Here is a 21,090-nt window from a genome sequence, read left to right as displayed (position 1 = left end):
GGCCGGGGGTGTGCCCGGGGACGTGGTCGGGATCGGAGGCGGGGTGAGCGTCGCCGAGGGCTTCGGCGCGGGCGGCGCCGTCGCCCGCTCGGGGGTGCCGCGCACCGACCCGCCCGGGTCGAGGAAGGCCGGGTTGCCGCCCGGAACCATGCCCAGCTCGCGGGCCTTGCGCTCCAGAGTCCCGGGAGCGCCGTACTGATCGACCTCCTGCTGCAGTTGCTGCTGCTCGTCCGTGTACCCGGTGGTCTCCTTCTCCAGCTTGTTCAGCTGGAAGGAGTCCTGATTGACCGCGGCATTGAGCAGCAGCAGCGAGATCAGGCCACCGGCGAGCAGTGTCACGACAAGGATGACGAAGGGCGTACGGGCCGCGGTTGCGCCCCGCCCGCGCAGCGGGCTCACCTGGTCGCCTCGCGGATCCGCTCGGCGCCGCGCAGCCGGGCGGGCGCGGCCCGCCGGTTCTCGGCGATCTCGTCCTCGGTGGGCAGCTCGGCGCCGCGGGTGAGCAGCCGCAGCCGCGGCTGGTACTGCTCGGGCACCACCGGCAGCCCCGGCGGGGCGGTGTTCGCGGCGCCGGCCGCGAGGACCTGCTTGACCAGCCGGTCCTCGAGGGAGTGGTAGGCGAGCACCGCGATCCGGCCGCCCACCGCGAGGGAGGCGACCGCGGCGGGGATCGCCCGCTCCAGTACCGCCAGCTCCCCGTTGACCTCGATCCGCAGCGCCTGGAAGGTGCGCTTGGCCGGGTTGCCGCCGGTGCGCTTGGCGGCCTGCGGCAGCGCGTCCCTGATCAGCTCGACCAGCCTGGCGCTGTTGCGGAAGGGCTCCGCGTCGCGTTCGCGCACCACCGCGTCCACGATCTTGCGGGCGAACTTCTCCTCGCCGTAGGCGCGCAGGATGCGGACCAGGTCGCCCGGCGGGTAGGTGTTCAGCACCTCGGCCGCGCTGATCCCGGTGGTCTGGTCCATCCGCATGTCGAGCGGGGCGTCCTGCGCGTACGCGAAACCGCGGTCGGCCTCGTCGAGCTGCATGGACGACACGCCGAGGTCGAAGAGCACGCCCTGCACACGCGGCACGGACAGCCCGGCGAGGACGTCGGGCAGGTCGTCGTAGACCGCGTGGACCAGGGTGGCCCGGTCGCCGAAACGGGCCAGCCGCTTGCCGGAGAGCTTGAGGGCCTCCGGGTCGCGGTCGAGCGCGATCAGCCGGGCGGCGGGGAAGGTGCTCAGCAGCGCCTCGCTGTGTCCGCCGAGGCCGAGCGTGGCGTCCACGACGACCGCGCCGGGTTCCGCCAGCGCGGGCGCCAGCAGGTCGAGGCAGCGCCGCAGCATCACCGGGACGTGCCGGGGCTCCGGCGGCTGCGCAGGGGTGTCGCTCATGGGGCCGGCCCTTCTCGGACGGTGCTGGCACGGCCGGCCCCTGTTCGAGGGCGACGGCCGGCGGTTGGACGTAGAACCTGGTCCCCGCCCGCTCGGCGGAATCGTCCCCCTGGCACCGGGGAAGTGGTGCCAGCGCAACGGTGGAGCGGGAGGAGGCCGGGCCGTACGTCCGCGCGGGTGGTTCGCGGTGGGTGCGCGGGGGCGGGGCCGCTCACAGTAATCCGGGCGGAACCTCCTGGGACAAGGCGGAAAACGTGTCCTCCTGGGCCGTCAGATAGCCGGCCCAGGCGGTCGCCGACCAGATCTCCACCCGGGTGTTGGCACCGATCACGGCGCAGTCGCGGGCCAGTCCCGCGTACTCCCGCAGCGGCTGCGGGACGGTGACGCGGCCCTGTCTGTCGGGGATCTCGTCGTGCGCCCCGGCGAACAGCACCCGCAGATAGTCCCGGGCGGACTTCGACGTCAGCGGGGCCGCCGACAGCTGTTCGGTGGCCGCCCTGAAGCCGTCCACCGGCCATACGCACAGGCACCGCTCCTGCCCGCGGGTGATCACCAGTCCGTCGGCCAGCGGCTCGCGGAAGCGGGCCGGCAGCACCAGGCGGTGCTTGTCGTCAAGGCGCGGGGTGTACGTCCCGAGGAACACCGCACCTCCCGCAGACGCCGCTTTCCGGGTCGGGCTTCCCACTGCCCCCCGCCCTGCGGCGGGAGGTGCCCCCGCCCCGCACGGCCGGCCACCTGCCTCGGCCGGTTCGCCGCGGGGGCTCGGGCGTCAGCCCTCAAGCACCACTTCGCGCCACTTTACTCCACCGTGCTCCACGGTCAACGTAGGCCGGACGCGGCGCGTCACCCTGCCGGGCGACCTCGGCGGCGCGCCCGACGACCCCTGTGGATTACGTCACACAGCCGGGGAATGACCGCTTATTTTGCTGTTTCGTCTGAACTCACGACAGGTGACCGCCCTGCCCGGGCCTTACCGTCGAAGACATGTCGATATCTGCCGCAAGCGGCCCGTCCGAGACCTCGGCTCCCGCCGCCACCGGGTCGGTCACCGACCGCCTTGTCGAGGCCAACGCGCGGTACGCCGCCGCATTCCACGACCCGGGCATGGATGCCAGGCCGGTCCTGGAGGTCGCCGTCGTGGCCTGCATGGACGCCCGCATCGACCTGCACAGGGCGCTCGGCCTCGACCTGGGCGACTGCCACACCATCCGCAACGCCGGCGGAGTGGTCACCGACGACACGATCCGCTCACTGACCATCAGCCAGCGCGCGCTGGGCACCCGGTCGATCGTGCTCATCCACCACACCAACTGCGGCATGCAGAGCATCACCGAGGAGTTCCGCACCGAGCTGGAGAACGAGGTCGGCCAGCGCCCGACCTGGTCGGTGGAGTCCTTCACCGATCTCGACCAGGACGTCAGGCAGTCCATGGCCAGGGTCAGGACGTCCCCCTTCCTCGCCCACACCGAGGACGTCAGGGGCTTCGTCTTCGACGTGCACACCGGCCTGCTGCGGGAAATCACGAACAAGTAACGGCAGCCGAGTGACGTGGAGTGCCGCTTAAGGGAAGAATGCACAGTGCGGCACCGCCTGCCTCGCAGCGAGCGGCACGCATTTCGGGGAGGGCCGGTCCAGGGATGACCGAGTCCCGCGGACATGGCCTAGGAGCACCGGGTGACGACCTTTGACGCACGCGCAAGCCTGAGCGATCTGACCACGACCGCGGACCGGGTCCGCCGCAGTGTGGAGAACGTGATCGAGGGCAAGCCCGAGGTCGTTCGTGTCGCGCTGACCGTTCTGCTGGCGGAGGGGCATCTGCTCATCGAGGATGTGCCCGGCGTCGGCAAGACGATGCTGTCCAAGGCGCTGGCACGGTCGATCGACTGCTCGGTCCGGCGTATCCAGTTCACGCCGGACCTGCTGCCCTCCGACATCACCGGAGTGAGCGTCTTCGACCAGCAGCAGCGGGACTTCGAGTTCAAGCCGGGCGCGATCTTCGCGCAGATCGTGGTGGGCGACGAGATCAACCGCGCCTCGCCCAAGACGCAGTCGGCGCTGCTGGAGTCGATGGAGGAGCGCCAGGTCACCGTCGACGGCACCACCTACGAACTGCCCAGCCCCTTCATGGTGATCGCCACCCAGAACCCGGTGGAGATGGAGGGCACATACCCGCTTCCCGAGGCGCAGCGCGACCGTTTCACCGCCCGGGTGTCCATCGGCTACCCCAGTCCCGAGGCCGAGCTGAAGATGCTGGACGTGCACGGCGGGGTCTCGCCGCTGGACGACCTCCAGCCGGTGGCGCACGCGCACGAGATCGTCAAGCTCATCGAGGCGGTCCGCCAGGTGCATGTCGCCGACCCGGTCCGTCGCTACGCGGTGACCCTGGTCGGCGCCACCCGCGACCACCCCGACCTGCGGCTCGGCGCCTCGCCCCGGGCCACCCTGCACCTGATCAGGGCCGCCAGGGCCTCCGCCGCGCTCGACGGCCGGGACTTCGTACTCCCGGACGACGTGCAGGCGCTGGCCTCCCCGGTCCTGGCGCACCGGCTGCTGCCCACCGCGCAGGCCCAGCTCAACCGGCGTACCCCCGAGCAGGTGGTCGCCGAGATCCTCCAGCGCGTCCCGGTCCCCGACCCGTCGGCCGGCCGCCGCCCGGGCGCCCGGGGCCTGTGATGGCCACCCCCGCCGCCGGCGGGCCGCCTCCGCCTCCTCCTCCCCTGCCGCCGCCGCATCCGCCGCGGCAGGCCCCGCAGCCGCCGCGGGCCGGTGACCCCGGGACGCAGGGCGGCGACGCGCGCCAGGGCGCCGGCGGCTTCCGTGCCGCGCTCGGCGGCCTCACCACCCGCGGCCGGTCCTTCGTGGCCGCCGGTGTCGCCGCGGCCATATGCGCGTACGTCCTCGGGCAGCCCGACCTGCTGCGGGTCGGGCTGCTGCTGGCGATCCTGCCGCTGGTGTGCGTCGCGGTGCTCTACCGCACCCGCTACCGGGTCGCGGGCAGCCGCCGCCTGTCGCCGTCCCGGGTGCCCGCGATGTCGGAGGCCCGGGTGCACCTGCGGGTCGACAACGTCTCGCGGGTCCCCACCGGCCTGCTGATGCTCCAGGACCGGGTGCCCTACGTCCTCGGGCCGCGCCCGCGCTTCGTCCTGGACCGGGTCGAGCCCGGCGGGCACCGCGAGGTGTCCTACCGGGTGCGCTCCGACCTGCGCGGGCGCTACCCGCTCGGACCGCTGCAACTGCGGCTCAGCGACCCGTTCGGCATGTGCGAGCTGACCCGCTCCTTCAGCTCCTACGACACCCTCACCGTCGTCCCGCGGGTCGAGGCGCTGCCGCCGGTCCGGCTGGCGGGCCAGGCCAACGGCTACGGCGAGAGCCGCACCAGGGCGCTGGCCTTCGCCGGCGAGGACGACGTCATCCCGCGCGGCTACCGGCACGGCGACGACCTGCGCCGGGTGCACTGGCGCTCCACCGCCAAATACGGCGAGCTGATGGTGCGCCGCGAGGAGCAGCCGCACCGGGCGCGCTGCACGGTGCTGCTCGACACCCGCGCCTGGGCCTACTTCGGCTCGGGCCCCGACTCGGCCTTCGAGTGGGCGGTGTCCGGCGCCGCCTCGGTCGCCACCCACATGCTGGAGCGCGGCTACGCGGTCCGGCTGCTGACCGACACCGGCAGCAGCGTGCCCGGCCCCGAGGGCACCGCCGGATTCGGCGGCGACTCCTCCGACATGGCGGGCGTACTGCTCGACACCCTCGCGGTGGTGACCCACTCCGACAGCGAGACGCTCTCGGCCGCGTACGAAGCGCTGCGGTCGGCCAACGAGGGCCTGATAGTGGCCTTCCTCGGCGACCTGGACGAGCAGCAGGCGGCGAGCATCGCCCGGATCAGGCAGCGGGCGGGCGGCGCGGTCGCCTTCGTGCTGGACAGCGACGACTGGGTCACGGTGGACTCGGCCGGGCGGCTGGTGCCGACCGGTGCCGCGGGCGCCGCGCCCGCGGAGGAGCAGGACGGCACCCTGCGCGCGGTGCGGATGCTGCGCGAGGCGGGCTGGACGGTCGTCGAGGTCGCGGCCGGCGACACACTGCCGGAACTGTGGCAGCGGGCCGACCGTTACCGTTCGCGGGAGGAGTCCCCGGACTCCCCCGAGGGCCGGCACGAGGCGGGGGCGACGACATGAGCGGACGTGCGCGGCTGACGGTGTTCGCGGCGCTGGCCTCCCTGATGGCGGCCTCCGCGCTGCTCCCGCTGGCCTCCCCGCGCGGCTGGTTCTTCAAGGCGATGCTGTGCGTGGTCCTCCAGGCCGGGGTGGGCGCCGCCGCCCGCCGGGTGCCGCTGGCCAGGCCGCTGACGGTCCTCGGCCAGGCGCTGGTCTCGCTGCTGGTGCTGACCGTGATGTTCACCCCGCACCAGGCGGTCGGCGGAGTCCTGCCGGGGCCGCAGTCCCTCCGCCAGCTCGGACAGCTCGTCCAGGACGGGATGACCGACGTCACCAACTTCGCCATCCCGGCGCCCGTCACCCCCGGCATCAGGTTCCTGCTGGTCGGCGGGGTGCTGCTGATCGCGCTCGCGGTGGACGCGATAGCGGTGACGTACAACAGCGCGGCGCCCGCCGGGCTGCCGCTGCTCGCGCTCTACGCGGTCGCGGCGGGCCTGGAGGACGGCGGCAGCCAGTGGCTGTACTTCCTGATCGCCGCCGCGGGCTATCTCCTGCTGCTGCTCGCCGAGGGCCGCGACCGGCTGTCGCGCTGGGGCCGGGTCTTCGGCGGCGCGCCCCGGCAGAACGGCTGGGCCGGCCCGGCCGGCGCGGCGGGCGGCGGCGCGCCGCTGGCACCGGTGCGTACCGGGCGGCGGATCGGCGCGATGGCGCTGGGCATCGCGCTGGTGCTGCCCGCGGTCCTGCCGTCGCTGAGCGGCGGCCTGCTGGACTCCGCGGGCGGCGGCAGCGGCGACGGCCTCGGCAACGGCGTGGGCAGCGCCGCCGCGGTACGCCCCGAGGTCGCGCTCCAGGACTACCTGAACCAGCCCGACAACCGCGAGGTCATGACCTACAGGACCAACTCCCCCGACGCCACCGGGATGTACCTGCGGATCGTGTCGCTCGACGAATTCGACGGCACCCAGTGGTCGGCCTCCAAGGACGCCAAGCTGGACATCCCCGACGTGCTGCCGACCCCGCAGGGCCAGGGCGAGGACGTCAGATACACCGAGGTCGACACCTCGGTCGCGGTGGACCGCGACTATGCGCAGGGCTGGCTGCCGATGCCGTACCCGGCGGTCCGGGTGCGGGCGGACGGCGACTGGCGCTACCAGCCCGAGGGCCGGATGGTCATCGGTGACCACGGGCAGACCACCGCGGGCCTGCACTACCAGGTCACCAGCGCGCAGTTGGAGCCGACCGCCGCCCAGCTCGCGGCAGCGCCGCCGGCCACCGGGCGGATCGCCGAGCAGTACGAGAAGGTGCCCGGCTCGCTGCCGAAGATCGTCGCGACCACCGCCCGGCAGGTGACGCAGTCGGCGACCACCGACTACCAGCGGGCGCTGGACCTCCAGCGGTACTTCACCTCGGGGGAGTTCGTCTACAACACCCAGGCGAAGTCCGGCACGGGGGTGGACGCCATCGCCCGCTTCCTCCAGACCAAGGAGGGCTTCTGCGTGCACTTCGCCTTCACCATGGCGGCGATGGCACGCACCCTGCACATCCCGGCGCGGGTCGCGGTCGGCTTCACCCCCGGCTCGCTGACCAGCGAGGGCACGATGTCGGTCGGGCTCAAGGACGCCCACGCCTGGCCCGAGCTGTACTTCGAGGGCATCGGCTGGACCCGATTCGAGCCGACGCCCTACCGCGGCACCGCCCCGTCCTACACGCTCTCGACCAGCACCGCGGGCGGCAGCGCCACCCCCGACCCGACGCAGCACGGCACGGGCAGCACGGCCCGCCCGACGCCGTCCGCCTCGTCGCAGTGCGCCGAGCACAACTCCGGCCAGGCCGCGTGCGGTTCCGCGGCGGCGGCGGGCGGCGGCTCCGGCGGCAGCGGCACCGACGGGCTGCGGCTCGCGGGGCTCGCGCTGATCGCCCTGCTGGTGCTGCTGCTTCCCGCGCTGCCGCTGATCTGGCGCAGCCGGGTACGGGCAGGGCGGCTCGGCGGCGGGCGGGAGAAGAGCGGCGGCCTCGTGCTGTCCGCGTGGCGCGAGGTGCTGGACACCGGGTGGGACTACGGCATCCCACCGGACGAGTCCGAGACCCCGCGGCGGGCGATGGCCCGGCTGATCACGGACGGGCGGCTGAGCGGGGCGGCTGCCGCCGGGGCGACCTCGCTGGGCGCCGCGGTGGAGCGCACGCTGTACGCGCCCACGCCGGGTGCGGCGACCGGCCTCGCGGCGGACGTCCACGCGGTCCGTGCCGGGCTGCACGCCTCGGCGGATCGCCGCGCCAGGTTCCGGGCCCGCTACTTCCCGCGCTCCTTCGCCCGGGTCCTGTGGCGGTTCTCCGCCGGCGCGTCCGCCACCTCCGAACGGCTGGCCCGGACCCTGGACCGCATCGCGGCACCCTTGCGCCGCCGGCTCTCTTCCTGACGGCATCCCCGGGGCCGGTGCTCAGCCACCGCCCCGGGGGCCGCCCGGACCCTCCCCCGCACAGACGCGAGCGTCCACGCCTGGCCTGCGGCCTGCCGGGCGGCCCCCGCAGGGGCGCGAGGAACGGCACGACGAGCCACAACGTCGGCCCGCTGCCCGCCCGGCAGGACGTGCCCCGAACGGGCGCGAGCAACCCACCACAACCGTCGTGTGACGACGGACCGGGCCACCCCCAGGGGCGCGAGGAACGACGCGACCACCCCCACCCACCATCACGTACGAACGCACCGCACCACCCCAGGGACGCGAGGAACCGCGCGACGAGCCCGCCACCGGCGCGGGGGTCGCCACCGTCCCGGAGGGGCTGTCGCTGTCGCATCCGGACCACCGGCCGGCGGCCGGTTGCGCGCGCGGTTCCCCGCGCCGCAAAAGACCCACGCGCCCGGGAGCGCAAAGAAGCCCGCGCCCGTGGGATGGGGCGCCCCCTTACGCGTGGGCACCGCACAACCCCCGCGCCCGGGGAAAGCGCACCCGCCGACGCAGCGGTGCCCCCAGCCTCACGGCAGTCGGGATGGGAAACGCGTCACGCGAAGGCACCGCTGAGGTGCCGAGGGCGGAAGGGGCACCGGAGGCGCACTGGTGGGGCGGGGGGAACGGAGCCCGCGGCTACTGGCCCTGCTCGTCGCGCCGCCGCTGCCACCGCTCTTCGATACGGTCCATGACCTTGCCCTTGCGCGGCTGGTGCCGGCGGGCGAGCCGCCCGCCGCGGCCGACAGCGCCGACCGGAGCCTGCTCAGCCGGCTTGCCGGCCTTGCGCCAGCCGGTGACCCCGAGCACCGCACACGCGAGCATGACGAGGAAGCCCGCCACGCCGACCCACGTCAGCTTGGCGATCATGCCACCCATCAGGAGCGCGACACCGACCAGAAACCCCGCGACCGCCTGGTAGACCCGGCGCCGGGTGAACGTGCGCAGCCCGGTTCCCTCGAGCGCCGACGCGAACTTGGGATCTTCGGCGTACAGCGCTCGCTCCATCTGCTCGAGCATGCGCTGCTCGTGCTCCGAGAGCGGCACGGAGACCTCCTACTCGTCGGTCGCGCGAGGCGACCGGTCCGACCCTTTCAGGATAGGCAGGGAATCGCCCCCGTGAAACCCGCCCCTCTGCGCCAACCCGACGGGTCCTTCATTCCCCGTCCGCTGTCGCGTCATGCCAGCATACGGTCAGGAATGGCGGGACGGGCGGCCTGTGGCACAGTCCCTGTGCGCCGCCTCGCGCGCGGCGGCCGTCAGCCGCGCTCGGCGAGCACGTGGAGCTGGGTCGCGACGGCGTGGAAACCGGGTTCCTCGGCCGCCGCCAGCTCCAGCCGGAGCAGCGCGTCCAGGGCGCCCGGCTCGGTGTCCACCAGGACCCCGGGGACCAGGTCGGCGAAGATCCGCACCCCGTGCACGGAGGCGGCCCGCAGTCCCGCGTCGGCCACCAGCCGGGTCAGCTCGTCCGCGGTGAAGCGGCGGGGCAGCGAGTCGCCGCTGCCCCAGCGCCCGTCCGGGTCGCCCAGGGCGTGCTGGGCCTCGGCGAAGTGCCCGGCCAGTGCCCTGGCCAGGACGGCGCCGCCGCGGCCCGCGGCGAGCAGGCTGAGCGAGCCTGCGGGACGCAGCGCCCCGGCCACGTGGCGGACGCTCTCGGCCGCGTCATCGACGTATTCGAGGACGCCGTGGCAGAGCACCATGTCGTACTCGCCGGGGGCGATCACGTCGAGCAGGCCCTGCGCGTCACCCTGCACGCCGCGGACCCGCTCGGTGACGCCGGACTCGGCGGCCCGGCGCTCCAGGGCGAACAGCGCGTCGGGGCTGGGGTCCACGACGGTGACCCGGTGGCCGAGCCGGGCGACGGGCACCGCGAAATTGCCGGTGCCGCCGCCCGTGTCCAGCACGTCGAGGACCGCGGTGTCCGCCGCCTTCGCCCGCCGATCGAGCGCGTCACGCAGGACCTCCCAGACCACGGCGGTACGCAGGCTGGCTCGGGGGCGCATCGGGTCCACCCCTCCTTGACGGGACATGGCGGACGGCTCCTCAGCGGCTGGTGACGGGTGCGGCTCCAACTCTAGGGCCTGCCCGTGATCTGCCCGGGGCCGCGCGCCGGTCACTCCCGCGACGGCCCCGGTATCAGCGGCGGGGTGTCGTCGAGGATCGGGTGGAGCACCAGCATCCGCTCCACCAGGCGCAGGAACACCGTGACGGCACGGACCAGGTCGTCGGCCTCGCGCGGTCCTGCCGCGCTGGCTATGCCGGCGTCCGCCCTGGCCCTGCGGTCGGCGCCACCCGCGAACAGCGCGCTCCACTCGGACAGTTCGGGTGCGATCTCGGGCAGCACCTCCCAGACACTGCGGATCCTGTGGCGGCGCCGCGAGGTGTCCTCGGGCAGGCCCCGGGCGGCGAGCACCGCGGCGGCGGTGCGCAGGGCGGCGAGGTGAGCGGTGGCGTACCGCTCGTGGGGCGCGTCGAGAAGGCCGGCCTCGGTGAGTCCGTGGTGGGCCTGGGTGAGCAGGTCGAGGGCGGCGGGTGATGCGGTGGCGCGGCGCAGCACAGGGTGGACGTCGCTGAGCGGTACTGCCATGGCGAGCCTCACTTTCTCCGTACGTGGTCCGTATGCCCATAGTGGGGCCGACCACTGACAATCAGTCCTGACCTGCGAATATCGGCACTTCCTCGATGATCGGGTCACCTCGCCCCACCGCGGGCGGGCAGAATCGGTCCCATGAGCACCGCACGACGTCAGGCCACCCGCCGCAAGCTCTACACGGCGGCCGTCACTCTCATCGCCGAGCAGGGTTTCTCCGCCACCACCGTCGACGAGATCGCCGAGCGGGCCGGGGTCGCCAAAGGCACCGTCTACTACAACTTCGCCAGCAAGAACGACCTGTTCGAGGAGCTGCTGCGGGACGGTGTGGGCCGGCTGCGCGACACGCTGCGGCAGGCCGCGACCGGCGCCACCGCGCGCGGCGGCAGCGGTCTTGACGCGCTGGACGCGATGGTCCACGCCGGACTGGCCTTCATCGTGCGCTACCCGTCCTTCACCCAGCTCTACGTGGCCGAGCTGTGGCGGACCAACAGGGCCTGGCAGGACACCTTGACGCTGGTGCGGCGGCAGGCGGTCTCGGTGGTCGAGGAGGTGCTGAGCGCGGCGGTCGCGGCGGGCGAGCTGAGCGAGGACATCGATGTCCAGCTGACCGCGTCCGCGCTGTTCGGCATGGTGCTGGTGGCGGCCCTGGACTGGCAGGCGTTCCAGCCGGAACGCAGCATCGACGATGTGCACGCGGCCCTGTCACGGCTGCTCCAGGGCCGGGTCGGCGGCGCGGCGCTCGGCGCGTCGGCGCCCCGGTCCTGACCGGGGGAGCCGCAGCCGTCGCGGGCCGGGAGGCGTCGCGGGCCGGGAGGCGCGGGAAAAGCCGAGCGCGCTGTCCTGGCATGGGCCGGTCCCCCACCGAACCGTGCCGGGACAGCGCCTCCCCCCATGCAACCCCCCGTTGCCGAGCAGGCTCGCCGCCGTACCGCCGCCCCGTGTCGGCGGTGCGGTCGGTGTGCCCGTCCGTGGCTCCACTCTTCCGTTTCCGCCGGTAACGGCCATCCGTGCCGCTACTCAAAGGTGTGTCTAAGTAGTGATACTCAGATCCCGCCCCTTTCACGCATGTTCGCTCACTTCCGCTCACCATCCCGGCAGTTCTGGCTAGAGTCCCGGTCATGTCCGTACTTCCGCTGGTCTTCACCAGTGGCTGGGCGAGCGGGATCAACTCCTACGCCGTCGTGCTGCTGCTGGGCCTGATGGGCGTCACCGGGGCCAGTGACGAGGTCCCGCTGTCGCTCCAGCGCACCGATGTGCTGGTGGTCGCCGCGCTGCTCTTCCTCTGCGAGGCCGTCGCCGACAAGATCCCCTATGTCGACACGGCGTGGGACGCGGTGCACACCGTGGTCCGCCCGGTCGCGGGAGGGGTGGTCGCCGCGCTGCTGGCCGGGCACGACGGCTCGCTGCCGCAGGCCGCCGCCGCGGCGGTGGGCAGCAGTTCCGCGCTGGCCAGCCACCTGGTGAAGGCCGGCACCAGGATGGCGGTCAACACCTCGCCCGAGCCGTTCAGCAACATCGTGGTCAGCCTGGCCGAGGATCTGGGTGTGTCGGCGCTGGTGATCTTCGCGCTGTTCCACCCGGTGGCGGCCGCGGTGATCGCCGGGACTCTGCTGGCGCTCGGCCTGACGACGGTGGTCTTCCTCTTCTCCCGTATCCGGCGCTTCTGGCGGCGCCGGCGGGAGCGCCGGGCGTCCGGCGGCGGCCGGGGCACCCCGGCCGCCGTCTGAACCCGCGCCCGCCGCTACAGTCCGTGGCATGGCACGGATTGCGGTGATCGGCGCGGGCATGGCGTCGCTGGCGGCGGCGGCTCGGCTCGGCACCGGCGGCCACCAGGTGGTGGTGCTGGAACGCACCGGCACCTATGGCGGCGCGGCCGGCCGGCTGGCCAGGGACGGCTTCACCTTCGACACCGGTCCCGGTCTGCTGACGCTGCCCGCGGTCTACCGCGACCTGTTCGTGAAGACCGGCAAGAAGTCCCTGGAGGACGCCGCAGGCCTGGTCGGGGTCGACCCGGCGAGCCGCCATGTCTTCGCCGACGGCACGGTTCTCACGCTGCCCAACGCCTCGCGCTCGGGGACCGTCGCCGCAATGGACGCGGCCTTCGGCCCCGGCAGCGGCGAGCGCTGGAGCGACCTCATGATCAGGGCGCGCGGGACGTGGGAGGTCATGCGGCGGCCGATGCTGGAGGACGCGCTGCCCGCGGACCCGCGGATCCTGACCCGCGATCCGTACCCGGTGGTCAGACGCGGCTTCGGGCCGGGCCGCAGCCGGCCGTCGCTGGCCAGGATCGCCGCCGCGGAACTGCGCGACCCGCGCATGGCGGCGCTGCTGGAGAGCCATCTGCTGGCCCACGGTGTCGACCCGCGCGAGGGACCGGCGTCCGCGGCCGTCCTGCCGTATCTGGAGGAGACCTTCGGCCTGTGGTACGTGCCCGGCGGGGTGCACCGCCTGGCGCAGGCGGTCTACGAGCGCTGCCTCGAACGCCGGGTGGAATTCCGCTTCGACGCGCACGTGACCGGCCTGCTGGTGGACGGCGGCCGTACAGCGGGTGTGCGGCTGGCCGACGACAGCGAGGTGGCGGCGGACATCGTGGTGGCCGGGGCGCCGGTGCCTGCCCTGTGCGCCGGCGCGGCGGCCCCGGGCGGGGACGGGGCACCGCGGCCCTTCGCGGGGCCGCACGGCGAGGCGGGCCGTTTCACGGTCCATCTGGCGCTGCGCGGGTCGCGCCCGGCCGGCGGCGCGCACCGCACGGTGGTGCACGCGGCCGACCGGGACCGCGCGCTGGGCTGGATGTACGCCCGCAGCCCGAAGCCGCTGCCGCCGCCGGGCGCGCTGACGGTGACCGTGCTGCGGCCCGACGACCCGGCGACCCGGCCGGACGAGGGCCACGAGGCGGTGACGCTGACCGCGCCGGTGCCCGCGCACGACGCGGCGCGGAAGCTGCCGCGGACGGTGGACTGGAACGCGCCCGGGGCCGCCGAGTCCTTCGCGGACCTGATGGCCGCCGCCGCGGAGGCGGCCGTGCCGGGGCTGCGCGAGCGCGAGCTGTGGCGTGAGGTCCGCACCCCGGCGGATGCCGAGCGGGAGACCGGCGTCGCGGGCGGCTCGGTGCCCGCCCCCTCGCTGGCCGGGGCGGGCGGCATCCTGCTGCGGTCGGCGAACCGGACGCCCTTCCCCGGGCTCTACTGCGTCGGCGGCTGGGCGCACCCCGGCGGCGGTCTGCCGCACGCGGGGATGTCGGCGGCTATCACCGCCGACCTGATCGCCGGCGGCCCGGGCGGCAGCCGCTGAGCGTGCGGCGTGACAGGTAACCGCATCCCAAGATCGTTAATCGCGCTGCCGCCCGAATTCAACTGATCGGGCGGTTGTGTCCGCAGGTCCTCCCGGCGCGGGTGGTCGATCACTTAGCGTGATCACAGGCCCTTTGATCGCCGAACGGAAGGCCGTACCGACATGCCACAGCCCTTCGAACTCCCGCAGTTCTACGTCCCTTATCCGGCCCGGCTCAATCCCCATCTCGAAAGAGCGCGCGTGCACACCAAGGCGTGGGCGCGCGAGATGAACATGCTGGAGGGGTCGGGCATCTGGGAGGAGTCCGACCTCGACTCGCACGACTACGCCCTGCTGTGCGCCTACACCCACCCGGACTGCTCGGGTCCAGCACTCGACCTGGTCACCGACTGGTACGTGTGGGTGTTCTTCTTCGACGACCACTTCCTCGACATCTTCAAGCGCAGCCAGGACATGACGGGCGCGAAGCTCTATCTGGACCGGCTGCCCGCCTTCATGCCGGTGGACCTCTCGCAGCCGGTGCCCGAGCCGGCCAACCAGGTCGAGGCAGGACTCGCCGACCTGTGGGCGCGTACGGTCCCGGCGATGTCGGACGACTGGCGGCGGCGCTTCGCGGAGAGCACCCAGTTCCTGCTGGAGGAGTCGCTCTGGGAGCTGGACAACATCAGCGCGGGCCGGGTGTCCAACCCGATCGAGTACATCGAGATGCGCCGCAAGGTGGGCGGCGCCCCCTGGTCGGCGAATCTGATCGAGTACGCGGCGTCGGCCGAGGTGCCCGCGGTGATCGCCGCCAGCCGCCCGATGCGGGTGCTGCGCGACACCTTCGCCGACGGGGTCCATCTGCGCAACGACCTGTTCTCCTACCAGCGGGAGACCGAGCAGGAGGGCGAGCTGGCCAACGCGGTGCTGGTGCTGGAACGGTTCCTCGGCATCAGCACCCAGGAGGCCGCCGAGCGGGTCAACGACCTGCTGACCTCACGGCTCCAGCAGTTCGAGCACACCGCCTTCACCGAGGTCGAGCCGCTGGCCGACCAGTACGGCCTCGGGCCGAAGGAGCGGCACGACGTCTTCGCGTACGTCAAGGGCCTCCAGGACTGGCAGTCCGGCGGCCATGAGTGGCACATGCGCTCCAGCCGCTACATGAACGGGGCGGGGGACGGCGCCGCGGGCGCGGTGACCAGCGGTCTCGGCGGCACAGGGCAGGACACGTCCGGCGGGTTCGGCGCGCTCGGCGGACTCGGGGGGCCGACGGGCCTGGGCACCTCGGCGGCCGGGGTGTTCCGCTCGCTGGCCGCGACGATGCCGCAGCGGCTGCACAGCTTCAGCAATGTGCCGCACCAGCAGGTGGGCGCGGTCGCGCTGCCCGACATCCCGATGCCGTTCGAGACCCGGCTGAGCGGGCATCTGGACGCCTCCCGCGCCCACAATGTCGAGTGGAGCCGGCGGATGGGGATGCTCGATCCCGAGCCCGGCTTCCCGGTCCCCGGCGGCCTGTGGAACGCCGAAAAGCTGGTGGCGTACGACTTCGCGCTGTGCGCGGCCGGCATCCATCCCGACGCCGGCCGGGACAGCCTGGACCTGACCACCGACTGGCTGACCTGGGGCACCTACGGCGACGACTACTACCCGATCGTCTTCGGCCGCTCCCTGGACATGGCGGCGGCCCGGCACACCACCGACCGCTTCGGGCTGTTCATGCCGCTGGACGCGGGCGCGGTGCCGCCGCCGGTGACCGCGCTGGAACGCGGGCTGGCCGACCTGTGGCACCGCACCGCCGGGCCGATGCGGCCCGAGGCCCGGCGCACCTTCCGCACCACCATCGAGGACATGACGGAGAGCTGGCTGTGGGAGCTGGCCAACCAGAAGCAGAACCGTATCCCCGACCCGGTCGACTACATCGAGATGCGCCGCAAGACCTTCGGCTCCGACCTGACCATGAGCCTGTCGCGGATCGGCCACGGCGGCGCGCTCTCCCCCGAGGTCTACCGCTCCCGCCCGGTGCGGGCCATGGAGTCCGCCGCGGCCGACTTCGCCTGCATGCTCAATGACGTGTTCTCCTACCAGAAGGAGATCCAGTTCGAGGGCGAGATCCACAACGCGGTGCTGGTGGTGCAGAACTTCCTGGACTGCGGCCCCGAGGAGGGCATGCGGGTGGTGGGCGCCCTGATGGCCGCGCGGATGGCGGAGTTCCAGCACATCACCGAGACGCAACTGCCCGCGCTCTTCGAGGAGTTCCACCTCGACGCGGTCGCACGGCGGGCGCTCGAGGCCTACGCCCAGGAGCTGCGGGACTGGCTGGCGGGCATCCTGACCTGGCACCGCGGCTGCCACCGCTACGAAGAGGCGGCGCTGCTGCGGCACTTCCCCTCGGCCGCCTCGCCGGCCGCCGCCCGGGTGCCGGAGCCCGTCTGGGGCGCCCCGGCCGGACTCGGCACCTCCGCCGCCCGGTTGCCCGCGCTGCTGGGCCGCCGCTGACGGGCGGGGCGCCGGCGGCTCAGTAGCGGTAGGGGTCGTACGGGTCGGCGTACTGCGGCTGCTGCTGGTCGTACGACGGCTGCTCGTACGGCTGTTGCGGCTGCTGCTGGTCCTGCTGGTGGTCCTGCTGCTGGCCCGGGTCGTACGGCTGCTGCTGCGGGATGTAGGGCTGCGGCTGTTCCTGCTGGTAGGGATAGCCGTAGCCGTACGGGTCGGCCGGCGGCTGGGCCTGCGGGGTCCAGTCTCCGGTGGCCTGCGGGCCGTAGTCGTAGCCGGCCGCGGGCTGCTGCTGATAGCCGCCCTGGCCGTAGCCGTAGCCGTGCTGCTGGTCGCCGTACTGCGCGGCGGCGGCCTGGCCGTCCTCCCAGCCACCGGACGGGCCGTAGCCTGCCCCGGTGCCGTAGCCGCCGTCCTGGCCGCTCTGGTACCCGCTGGAGGCCGCCGCGGGCTGCGGTCCTGTGCCCCAGTCCTGGTAGGCCTCGGTGCCGTAGCCCTGGTTGCCGCCGCCGGCGTAGGGGTCGGCGGCGCCGGCCGGCTGGCCGCCGTAGAGCGGGTATTCGCCGCTGTCCTCGTGCATCGGGACCGGCTGGTAGACGTCGTCCCGGGTGGCTGAGGGGTCGGCGATCCGCTCGGCGCCGACCGCGCCGGCCGCCGCGAGGTCGTCCTCCTCCACCGGGCCGACCTCCAGGACAGGTCCGGCCCGCCGGGCGCCGCCCTTGCGGCGGCGGCTGGAGCCGGGCCGGCCGCCCAGCGCCCAGCCGGTGGAGAAGCCGCGCTTGTACGACAGGGTGACGAGGCTCTGCCCGGCGCCGAAGGTGAGCGCGCCCAGCACGATCACCACGACCGCGCCCATCGCGACCCCGGCGACCACCCCGAGGAAGCCGCAGAAGGCCAGCACCCGCCAGCGCAGCCGCGCCTTGTACTGGAGCAGCACTTCGCCGAGCAGCCACAGCGCGACGATGCCGAACGCGATGTAGAGCACCGAGTAGCCCATGTGCCCACTTCCTCACCTGGGAACCGCAGCGCGTGTCACGCCCGCTGGTGCAGTCCCAGATTCTCGTAGATCTCCAGCGATGCGGTGGAGTGGTTAAGAGTAATGAAGTGCAGCCCCGGAATGTCCTCGGCCATCAGGCGGCGGCACATCTCGGTGGTGAATTCGATGCCGATCGCCCGGACCGCCGCCGGATCGTCCTGCACCGCGAGGATGCGGGCGGCCAGGTCGGGCGGGAAGGGCGCGTTGCCCAGCTGCGAGAACCGCTCGATCTGCCGGACGTTGGTGACCGGCATCACCTCGGGGATGATCGGGGTACGGCAGCCCGCCGCGTCCACCCGGTCGCGCAGCCGCAGGTAGTCGTCCGCGTCGAAGAACATCTGGGTGATCGCGAAGTCCGCGCCGGCCCGGCACTTGTCGAGGAAGTACCGGGTGTCGGCCGCCGGGTCGGTGGAGCGCGGGTGCATCTCAGTGAAGGCCGCGACGCCCACGCAGAAGTCGCCCGACTCCTTGATGAGCGAGACCAGCTCCGCCGCGTAGGTCAGGCCCTGCGGATGCGGGACCCACTCGCCGAGCGGGTCGCCCGGCGGGTCGCCGCGCACCGCGAGGATGTTGCGGATCCCGGCGTCGGCGTACTGTCCGATGATGTTGCGCAGCTCGGCGATCGAGTGGTTCACCGCGGTCAGGTGGGCGCACGGGGTCAGCGTGGTGTCCGAGACGATCCGGTCGGTCGCCCGCACGGTGCCCTCGCGGGACGAGCCGCCGGCGCCGTAGGTGACCGAGACGAAGGTCGGGCGGACCGCCTCGATCCGCCGGATGGCGTCCCACAGCGTCCGCTCGCCCTTCTCCGTCCTGGGCGCGCCGAACTCGAACGAGTACGACTGGTGGCCGGACGCGAGCAGCTCCCGGACGGTGGTTGCTCGGTCGGGTCTCGTGGACGGGGTTCCCAGGGCCATGTATGCAGGTTAGCCGTGCCCGGCAACCGTGCGTAGCCGTACTGGCGAATATGCCCGGCTACGTCCGTTCACCGTCCGCCCTGTGGACAGCCTGTGCCGCCGGACGGCCCCGCCGAAGACGGCCCGGGCGCCGGCGGCAGGCGGCCCGCACGGCTCACGGGCTGTACGAGCGCACCGCCGCCGCCAGTTCCTTCGCCGCCGCATAGGGGTCGGCGGCCTCGGTGACGGCCCGCACCACCACGATGCGGCGGGCGCCGGCGTCCAGTACCTGCCCGACGTTGCCCGCGTCGATGCCGCCGATCGCGAACCACGGGCGGTCCGTGCCGAGCCCGGCGGCATAACGCACCAGATCGAGGCCGGGGGCCAGGCGGCCCGGCTTGGTCGGGGTGGGCCATACCGGGCCGGTGCAGAAGTAGTCGGCGCCCGCCTCCACCGCGGCCGCCGCGGCCTCGTCCTCGGCGTGGCAGGAGCGGCCGACGACCACCCGGTCGCCGAGCAGGGCGCGCGCGGCCGGCACCGGCAGATCGCCCTGCCCCAGGTGCAGGACGTCGGCGCCGGCCGCGTACGCCACATCAGCCCGGTCGTTGACCGCCAGCAGCCTGCCGTGCCGCCGGCACGCGTCCGCCAGCACCGCGAGCGCCGCCAGCTCCTCACGGGCCTCGATGCCCTTGTGCCGCAGCTGGATGACGTCCACCCCGCCGCCGAGCGCGGCGTCCGCGAAGTCCGCGAGGTCGCCGCGCCCGCTCCTGGCGTCGGTGCACAGATACAGCCGGGCGTCCGCCAACCGCTCACGTGCGGTGCTGCTGCTGGTCATACGGGCGGCTCCCCCGGGGCGTGCGGCGGGCGCTGCCGCCGCGGGCTACACGGCGAGCGCCTGCGCGCGGCGCTTCACCTCGGTCCCGCGATTCTCGCGCAGCGCCTGGGCGGGGGTGCCGGGCAGGGTGTCGTCGGCGGTGAAGAGCCACTCCAGGGCCTCCGCGTCCGAGAACCCGTCGTCCTTGAGGACGGTGAGCGTGCCGGACAGGCCCTTGATGATCTTCCCGTCACCGATGAAGTCGCTCGGCACCATCAGCACCCTGTTCTCACCGCGGCGGACCGCGATGAGCTGGCCCTCCTTGATGAGCGGCCGGATCCGGGTGATGTCGAGCCCCAGGCGCTCGGCGACATCGGGCAGCGTGAGCCACGAGGGAACGAGTGCGTCAATGTGTGCGTCAACCGACGAGAAAACTGTCACGGAACAAGCCTGCCACCTGCCGCCGACAACCGCTGCAGAGTGCCGCCGTCCGGGCGGCGCCGCCGAGCCCCGTCCGCGGTGCCGCTCAGCGGGCCGCCGACGTCAGCGGCACCGCCGGGTCCGCGGCCGTCACCGGGTCCACCGTCGCGGAACGGGCGATCAGTTTGCGGGCCTGCGCGAGATCCCGCGGCCTGTCCACGGCGAGCACCGCGGCCAGCCGGTCGCCGCGCAGCCAGCACACCGACCAGGACGCGGTGGACGGGTCGCCGCGCATCAGCAGGGTGTCGGCGTCGGTGTGGTGCCCGGCGTACTGCACGAACCGCCCGAACTGCTCGGACCAGAAGTACGGCACCGGGTCGTAGCGGGTGTCCCCGCCCAGCACATTGGCCGCGGCCGTCCGCGGGCCGTGCAGGGCGTTGTCCCAGTGGTGGATCAGCAGCCGCTCGCCGTAACGGGCCGAGGGGAAGGACGCGCAGTCGCCGACCGCCAGGACGCCGGGAGCGGTCGTACGCAGCCGGTCGTCGGCCAGGACCGAGCCGTCCTCGCCCAGCTTCACGCCGGAGCCGCCGAGCCAGCCCGTCGCGGGCCGCGCGCCGATCCCCACGACGATGGCGGCGGCCGGCAGCAGACTGCCGTCCGCGAGCACCACCGCGTCGGGCTCCACCCCGGACACCAGGGCGCCGGTGCGCAGCTCGACACCGGCCTCCTCGTACCAGGCCCGCATGTGAGCGGTGATCGCCGCGGGCAGCACGCCGGCCAGCGGCCGGTCGGCCGCCTCCACCACGGTCACCTCGCAGCCGGCCTGCCGGGCGGCGGTCGCGAATTCCGCGCCGATCCAGCCGGCGCCGACCACCACGACCTGCTGCTTCGCGTCCAGCACCGGCCGCAGCCCGGCAGCGTCGTCCAGCGTCCGCAGCAGGTGCACGCCGGGCAGGCCCGCGCTCCCCGGCAGCGCGACCGGATACGCGCCGGTGGCCAGCACCAGGTGGTCGTACGGGAGCGGGCCCGCGTCCGTGACCACCTGGCGGTCCGCCGTGCGGAGCGCCTGGGCGCGCACGCCGAGCCGCAGGTCGACGTCGAGGGCGTCGAAGTCCACGTCGAAGCGGATGTCGAGCTGGGCGCTGTCCGCCGAGCCCAGGAGGACCGCCTTCGACAGCGGCGGGCGGTCGTACGGGGCGTGCGGCTCGTCGCCGAGCAGCGTGATGCCCTCTCGCCAGCCCTGTTCCCGCAGGGCCACGGCGGTCTGCACTCCGGCCATTCCGGCCCCGACGATCACCACGACGGCGCTGCGCTCGCTCACCTCCTCACCGTAACGCCTGCGGCGCGCCCGCCGGTTTTACGGCGGGGCGCCGTCGTGCCCTGACGCGCCGCTGGGGGTTCGCGGGGGCCGCCCGAGGCCTTCTCGACGGTGCCGTCGTGGCGGGGGTGTTCCCCACGCATTCCTCCGGGGGGGCCGCCTCAGGGGGTGCCGCTTGCGGTGGCCCCGCACTTGCGGCGCGTCGTGGTTCCCCGCGCAGTTCCCCGCGCCCCTGGCGGGGTGTCCTCTGGCGTGGGGGCGCGGCAAGGCGACTGGCCCGGGGGG

Annotated in this window: 18 protein-coding genes and 1 pseudogene; 8 read left to right on the top strand and 11 right to left on the bottom strand. The window is 73.7% G+C overall.

From position 1 onward, the window contains the following. The 3 genes and pseudogenes from V7E46_RS22270 to mraZ form a co-directional block, all read right to left on the bottom strand. Positions 1-399, bottom strand: a pseudogene (locus V7E46_RS22270) (hypothetical protein); the annotation flags it as partial. Then, positions 396-1,373 (bottom strand): 16S rRNA (cytosine(1402)-N(4))-methyltransferase RsmH, encoded by a 978-nt coding sequence (gene rsmH / locus V7E46_RS22265; protein ID WP_333770073.1) that lies wholly within the window; start codon positions 1,371-1,373, stop codon positions 396-398. The pseudogene V7E46_RS22270 and the gene rsmH, both read right to left, overlap by 4 nt. 211 nt (positions 1,374-1,584) lie before the next feature. Beyond that, a complete protein-coding gene (gene mraZ, locus V7E46_RS22260; RefSeq protein ID WP_333770072.1) occupies positions 1,585-2,016 on the bottom strand; it encodes a division/cell wall cluster transcriptional repressor MraZ in 432 nt (143 codons plus the stop codon). Positions 2,017-2,357: 341 nt separating this feature from the next. On the opposite strand from mraZ, the gene V7E46_RS22255 reads away from it, so the two are divergent. The 4 genes from V7E46_RS22255 to V7E46_RS22240 all read left to right on the top strand — a co-directional run bounded on the left by V7E46_RS22255 (position 2,358) and on the right by V7E46_RS22240 (position 7,941). Beyond that, positions 2,358-2,906, top strand: coding sequence for a beta-class carbonic anhydrase (locus V7E46_RS22255; RefSeq protein ID WP_333770071.1), 549 nt, complete (start codon positions 2,358-2,360; stop codon positions 2,904-2,906). Positions 2,907-3,047: 141 nt separating this feature from the next. Beyond that, on the top strand, positions 3,048-4,046 hold the full coding sequence (locus V7E46_RS22250) for an AAA family ATPase (RefSeq protein ID WP_333770070.1): 999 nt from the start codon (positions 3,048-3,050) through the stop codon (positions 4,044-4,046). Then, positions 4,046-5,545, top strand: coding sequence for a DUF58 domain-containing protein (locus V7E46_RS22245; RefSeq protein ID WP_333770069.1), 1,500 nt, complete (start codon positions 4,046-4,048; stop codon positions 5,543-5,545). The genes V7E46_RS22250 and V7E46_RS22245 overlap by 1 nt, the downstream gene beginning before the upstream one ends. Next, positions 5,542-7,941, top strand: coding sequence for a transglutaminase family protein (locus V7E46_RS22240; protein WP_333770068.1), 2,400 nt, complete (start codon positions 5,542-5,544; stop codon positions 7,939-7,941). The genes V7E46_RS22245 and V7E46_RS22240 overlap by 4 nt, the downstream gene beginning before the upstream one ends. Positions 7,942-8,607: 666 nt before the next feature. Here the strand turns inward: V7E46_RS22240 and V7E46_RS22235 are convergent. The 3 genes from V7E46_RS22235 to V7E46_RS22225 form a co-directional block, all read right to left on the bottom strand. Next, complete coding sequence (locus V7E46_RS22235; protein WP_329179757.1) at positions 8,608-9,015, bottom strand: DUF3040 domain-containing protein; 408 nt, start codon at positions 9,013-9,015, stop codon at positions 8,608-8,610. A gap of 212 nt (positions 9,016-9,227) precedes the next feature. Next, the gene (locus tag V7E46_RS22230) at positions 9,228-9,998 is read right to left on the bottom strand and encodes a methyltransferase (protein WP_333770067.1); all 771 of its coding nucleotides are present in this window, start codon (positions 9,996-9,998) and stop codon (positions 9,228-9,230) included. A gap of 83 nt (positions 9,999-10,081) precedes the next feature. Further along, positions 10,082-10,555: an SAV_6107 family HEPN domain-containing protein gene (locus tag V7E46_RS22225; RefSeq protein WP_333770066.1), complete on the bottom strand. Its 474-nt coding sequence runs from the start codon at positions 10,553-10,555 to the stop codon at positions 10,082-10,084. A 141-nt stretch (positions 10,556-10,696) separates the two neighbouring features. Here V7E46_RS22225 and V7E46_RS22220 point away from each other — a divergent pair, with 141 nt between their 5' ends. From V7E46_RS22220 to V7E46_RS22205, 4 genes are all read left to right on the top strand, one after another. Next, positions 10,697-11,326 carry a TetR/AcrR family transcriptional regulator gene (locus V7E46_RS22220; RefSeq protein ID WP_333770065.1) on the top strand — a complete coding sequence of 210 codons (630 nt, stop codon included), beginning with the start codon at positions 10,697-10,699 and terminating at the stop codon, positions 11,324-11,326. A gap of 353 nt (positions 11,327-11,679) precedes the next feature. After that, the gene (locus tag V7E46_RS22215; protein ID WP_333770064.1) at positions 11,680-12,288 is read left to right on the top strand and encodes a DUF4126 domain-containing protein; all 609 of its coding nucleotides are present in this window, start codon (positions 11,680-11,682) and stop codon (positions 12,286-12,288) included. 28 nt (positions 12,289-12,316) lie between these two features. Then, positions 12,317-13,852 carry a phytoene desaturase family protein gene (locus tag V7E46_RS22210; RefSeq protein ID WP_333770063.1) on the top strand — a complete coding sequence of 512 codons (1,536 nt, stop codon included), beginning with the start codon at positions 12,317-12,319 and terminating at the stop codon, positions 13,850-13,852. A 162-nt stretch (positions 13,853-14,014) separates the two neighbouring features. Further along, complete coding sequence (locus V7E46_RS22205; protein ID WP_333770062.1) at positions 14,015-16,327, top strand: terpene synthase family protein; 2,313 nt, start codon at positions 14,015-14,017, stop codon at positions 16,325-16,327. A 19-nt stretch (positions 16,328-16,346) separates the two neighbouring features. On the opposite strand, the gene V7E46_RS22200 is transcribed toward V7E46_RS22205, so the two are convergent. From V7E46_RS22200 to V7E46_RS22180, 5 genes are all read right to left on the bottom strand, one after another. After that, positions 16,347-17,321 carry a hypothetical protein gene (locus V7E46_RS22200; protein ID WP_333770061.1) on the bottom strand — a complete coding sequence of 325 codons (975 nt, stop codon included), beginning with the start codon at positions 17,319-17,321 and terminating at the stop codon, positions 16,347-16,349. A 35-nt stretch (positions 17,322-17,356) separates the two neighbouring features. Next, positions 17,357-18,274, bottom strand: a complete 918-nt coding sequence (metF, locus tag V7E46_RS22195; RefSeq protein ID WP_333770060.1) for a methylenetetrahydrofolate reductase [NAD(P)H] — start codon at positions 18,272-18,274, stop codon at positions 17,357-17,359. A 154-nt stretch (positions 18,275-18,428) separates the two neighbouring features. Continuing rightward, complete coding sequence (gene thiE, locus V7E46_RS22190) at positions 18,429-19,088, bottom strand: thiamine phosphate synthase (protein WP_333770059.1); 660 nt, start codon at positions 19,086-19,088, stop codon at positions 18,429-18,431. 45 nt (positions 19,089-19,133) lie between these two features. Next, entirely contained in the window at positions 19,134-19,508 is a 375-nt protein-coding gene (locus V7E46_RS22185; RefSeq protein WP_333770058.1) for an Rv2175c family DNA-binding protein, read from the bottom strand. An 85-nt stretch (positions 19,509-19,593) separates the two neighbouring features. After that, complete coding sequence (locus tag V7E46_RS22180; protein WP_333770057.1) at positions 19,594-20,808, bottom strand: NAD(P)/FAD-dependent oxidoreductase; 1,215 nt, start codon at positions 20,806-20,808, stop codon at positions 19,594-19,596. Positions 20,809-21,090: the final 282 nt, after the last annotated feature.

Origin of the sequence: Streptomyces sp. IBSBF 2435, from assembly GCF_036815005.1 — a bacterium.
Taxonomy (GTDB): domain Bacteria; phylum Actinomycetota; class Actinomycetes; order Streptomycetales; family Streptomycetaceae; genus Actinacidiphila.
The sequence above is the reverse complement of the archived record's forward strand: the minus strand, read 5'-3'. Positions and strand labels throughout refer to the sequence as shown.

Bases quoted from the DNA above. Each gene is read 5' to 3' on its own strand.
- rsmH (WP_333770073.1), bottom strand. From the start codon at position 1,373: ATGAGCGACACCCCTGCGCAGCCGCCGGAGCCCCGGCACGTCCCGGTG.
- V7E46_RS22255 (WP_333770071.1), top strand. From the start codon at position 2,358: ATGTCGATATCTGCCGCAAGCGGCCCGTCCGAGACCTCGGCTCCCGCC.
- V7E46_RS22245 (WP_333770069.1), top strand. From the start codon at position 4,046: ATGGCCACCCCCGCCGCCGGCGGGCCGCCTCCGCCTCCTCCTCCCCTG.
- V7E46_RS22240 (WP_333770068.1), top strand. From the start codon at position 5,542: ATGAGCGGACGTGCGCGGCTGACGGTGTTCGCGGCGCTGGCCTCCCTG.
- V7E46_RS22230 (WP_333770067.1), bottom strand. From the start codon at position 9,998: ATGTCCCGTCAAGGAGGGGTGGACCCGATGCGCCCCCGAGCCAGCCTG.
- V7E46_RS22225 (WP_333770066.1), bottom strand. From the start codon at position 10,555: ATGGCAGTACCGCTCAGCGACGTCCACCCTGTGCTGCGCCGCGCCACC.
- V7E46_RS22220 (WP_333770065.1), top strand. From the start codon at position 10,697: ATGAGCACCGCACGACGTCAGGCCACCCGCCGCAAGCTCTACACGGCG.
- V7E46_RS22215 (WP_333770064.1), top strand. From the start codon at position 11,680: ATGTCCGTACTTCCGCTGGTCTTCACCAGTGGCTGGGCGAGCGGGATC.
- V7E46_RS22210 (WP_333770063.1), top strand. From the start codon at position 12,317: ATGGCACGGATTGCGGTGATCGGCGCGGGCATGGCGTCGCTGGCGGCG.
- V7E46_RS22205 (WP_333770062.1), top strand. From the start codon at position 14,015: ATGCCACAGCCCTTCGAACTCCCGCAGTTCTACGTCCCTTATCCGGCC.
- V7E46_RS22200 (WP_333770061.1), bottom strand. From the start codon at position 17,321: ATGGGCTACTCGGTGCTCTACATCGCGTTCGGCATCGTCGCGCTGTGG.
- metF (WP_333770060.1), bottom strand. From the start codon at position 18,274: ATGGCCCTGGGAACCCCGTCCACGAGACCCGACCGAGCAACCACCGTC.
- thiE (WP_333770059.1), bottom strand. From the start codon at position 19,088: ATGACCAGCAGCAGCACCGCACGTGAGCGGTTGGCGGACGCCCGGCTG.